The 3,276-nt window shown below is 72.5% G+C and carries 3 protein-coding genes; all 3 read right to left on the reverse strand.

Annotated elements, in window-relative coordinates:
* On the reverse strand, positions 1-220 hold a 220-nt coding region (locus ITI46_RS36190), incomplete at its 3' end, for a hypothetical protein (protein ID WP_209243778.1).
* Between the two features lie 539 nt (positions 221-759).
* Positions 760-2,115: a vWA domain-containing protein gene (locus ITI46_RS33815; protein ID WP_209243779.1), complete on the reverse strand. Its 1,356-nt coding sequence runs from the start codon at positions 2,113-2,115 to the stop codon at positions 760-762.
* Positions 2,116-2,262: 147 nt separating this feature from the next.
* On the reverse strand, positions 2,263-3,276 hold a 1,014-nt coding region (locus ITI46_RS33820), incomplete at its 5' end, for a PP2C family protein-serine/threonine phosphatase (RefSeq protein WP_209243781.1).

Raw genomic sequence — 3,276 nt, forward strand, 5'->3', positions numbered from 1 at the left:
GGGCCACCAGGACCGGGCTGACCGGGGCCGGGCTGACCCGGCTGGCCGAGCGGGCCGTTCGGACCAGGCTGACCGCCAGGACCAGGCTGGCCTCCAGGACCCGACTGGCCGCCATGGGCACCCGGGCCGCCGGGCTCACCAGGGCCAGGGGCACCCGGCACGCCGGGACCAGGGGCGCCCGGGCCACCAGGCCCACCGAGACCGGGGGCACCCGGGCCACCAGGCCCAGGGCCGCCCGGGCCGCCGGGCGGCGGGAAGGCGGGGCCGCCGGGCTGGGGTTGCCCGCCCGCGGGCGGGTAGGTCGTGGGCGAGTGAGTCAGGAAGTTGTAGCGGCACTCCTCGCAGAAGGGCGCCATGGACTCGCGTGGGGTGCCGCACTGCGGGCACAGCTCCGGCGGACCCGAGTCCGGTCCTGGATAGCCGTAGCCCTGTCCGGGGCCCTGTCCGGGCTGCTGACCCGGGCCGGGCCCGGGTGGGGGCGGCGGTCCTGGCGGGCCCGGATAGCCATAGCCGCCGGGCGCGGACGGCTGAGGGGGCGGCGGTACGGCACCAGCGGGCGACGCCGGCGCGTCGGTCATGCGGTGACCGCAGACCTCGCACCAGTCGTCGGCCGCAGACTGGTGGCCGTTCGGGCAAGTCGGCATGGTGAGTGCCTCCCCCTCCGTGCTCCTGCTCTTCGGTACCTGGTGGTACGGATCGTGCCGGTTGTGCGGGCTGTGTGGGCTGTGAAGTTCGTTACGGACGTACCCGGCCGGTGCGCTAGCGCTTCACGCGGACCGTCTTGGTGGACCGCGTCTCCAGCGTCATCTCATCGGCCTCGGCGACCTTCGCCTTCAGTCGAACAGTACCCGTCGCGGCATCCACCACGTCGACCACCTTCGAAAGCAGTTTCGCAGTATCCGCGTTCCCCGACTCGTTCGCCAGCTGTACGGCTCGCCCCAGTTTGGCCGTTGCGCCCGCTTCATCCCCGGCCTTCCGCAGATCGAGTCCCGTCTGGATCGCCTGGGCCAGTTCCGCCTGCCCTGTGTAGTGCGCGACCTGCGGGTTGATGGAGGTGGTCGCCACCATGTCGTCCGTCCACACGGCACGCACCAGCCCCTGTCCGAGCGTCTGCGGGGTGCTGCCGTCGGGCGCCGGCAGGATCAACGAGACGCGGGCTGCGAGCATTTCCTGACCGACCTCGGCGGCCGGCACCTCCACACAGACGTGGTAGTCGCGGGACTCGTCCCCCCATGACCCCGTCGGGTAGTCACCGGCGCGCGGACCTGCCTCCGTACGGCGGTCCGTCAACTCCTCGACCGTGGGCGCCACCTGTTTGACGAACTTGATGCCGGAGCCCCGCGGCGTCCACAGGCGCAGCGCCACATCCGCCACTTCCTTGCCCATGGCGTTCTCCATCATCTGTGTGAAGTCCGCCGCCAGTCCGTCCGGATCGGCCACGATGTCGGCCGAGCCGAGCAGCGCGGAGGCGATCCCGGTGACCTCCTTGACCTCCCAGTCGGTGCCCACTCCCCGCGCGTCACAGGTGAAGCGCCCGGCGCACGCCTCCAGCGCGTCCCGCAACTGCTGCGGCTCCTCGTGCTCGTTGCGCCCGTCGGTGAGCAGAATTCCGTGCCGGATGGGGACGTCCGCCGAACTCAGCAGCTGGTCGGCCAGCCGCAGCCAGGTGCCGATGGCGGTGCCGCCGCTCGCCGACAGCTTGCGCAGCGCGTCCTTCCCCTGCGCGCGGGTGGTCGTGTCGGCGGTGGCCAGTTTCCCGTCGCCGGGGAAGACTTCCCCGGCCTTGTGGGTACCCGCGACGACGGCGAACGAGACGCCGTCCCTGAGGGTGTCGATGGCCGCAGCTGTGGCGTCCCGCGCGTTGCGCATCTTGGTGGGCGGATAGTCCATCGAGCCGGAGCAGTCGACCATGATGACGACCGCAGCGTCCGCGCCCTCCTGTGCCGGGGAGCGGGCCGGGTCCGTCACCGGCAGCGGCATGCCGCCTGTGGTGCCGCCGCCTGTGGAGGTGACGGTGACGATGGCGTTGACCTCCCGGGCTCCTTCGGGCAGGTACTCGTTCTGGTAGACGTCCACCGAGAAGCGCGGCGCGTTGGACTTGGCGAAGTTGGCCATCTGTTCCGCTCCCGTTTTGCTCTACAGCGACAAGTAGCGGGGCGGGCGGAAGTGCGGTGGTGCTCGCGGCCCTTCCCCCGGACAGCGTCCTCGTCGTCCCCGGCACCGCTCCTGCGGTCTCCGAAGGCCCCCCGCGGCGTGCTCGACTCAGGCCGATCCTGCCCCTCCCATGGGCACGGGGAACGGCACCACAGCCACCGTTACGTTGTCGTGCCCGCCGCCGTCTAGCGCGTAGCCGACCAAGTGCTGCGCCGACTGGAGCGGACGGGCGAGGGCGTCCGGCGGCACGGCGGCGGCCATCTCCTCCGCCGACTCCGCGTAGTTCCACAGGCCGTCCGTGCACACCACCACGACGCCCGGCTGGTCGGGCTTGAACGAGGCGGTGTGCGGATCGATCTCGTACGCGTCGGCGCCCAGCCAGCCGGTGATGGCGTGCGCTCGGGGATCGGCGTACGCCTCGGCCTCGTTCATCAGTCCGGCGGCGACCATCTGCGCGGCCCAGGAGTCGTCCTCGGTCAGCCGCGCGGGAGCGGCCGTACGGTCGTCGGGCACCCAGTAGACGCGGCTGTCGCCGATCCAGCCGACGGTCAGGATGCCGTCGGCGCTCAGGGCGCTGACGACGGTGCAGGCGGGCGCGTTCTTGGACGGGTCGACAGGCCCCTCGGCAGCCAGCGCGTTGACCGCGTCGGCGGCGGCCATCAGCGCGTCGTACATCGCCTGCTGCGGGTGCCGTCCCAGCGGCAGCGCCTGGCACAGCGAGGCGCCGGCGGCCTCGGCGGCCGCCGCTGACGCCTCGTCGGGACGGGTGGCCGAGGAGACCCCGTCACAGATGACGGCGAACGTCGCGGGCGTCCCCTGGGAGGTCGTCGTCTCCGCGATGGCGAAGAAGTCCTCGTTGCGGTGGTGCCGCAGACCGCGGTCGCTGGCCGCTGCGACGGTGTCCAGGGCCGACTCCATGTGGTCGCGGTCCCGGGGCTGTTTGTGGCCGCAGTGCTCGCAGTAGCCGTCGCTGTCGATGGTGCCGGTTCCGCAGGCCACACAGGTGGGACCCAACGGTTCCGGCCCCGGCTCCGCCCCGCCGGTGGCTCCTGGGGCCGCCACGGGCTCGTCCAGCACGGTGCGCGGGTCGGGCCCGGTGGGTGAGGGGGCGGTCGCGGGGGC

This window comes from Streptomyces oryzae (assembly GCF_017676365.1).
Lineage (GTDB): Bacteria > Actinomycetota > Actinomycetes > Streptomycetales > Streptomycetaceae > Streptomyces > Streptomyces oryzae.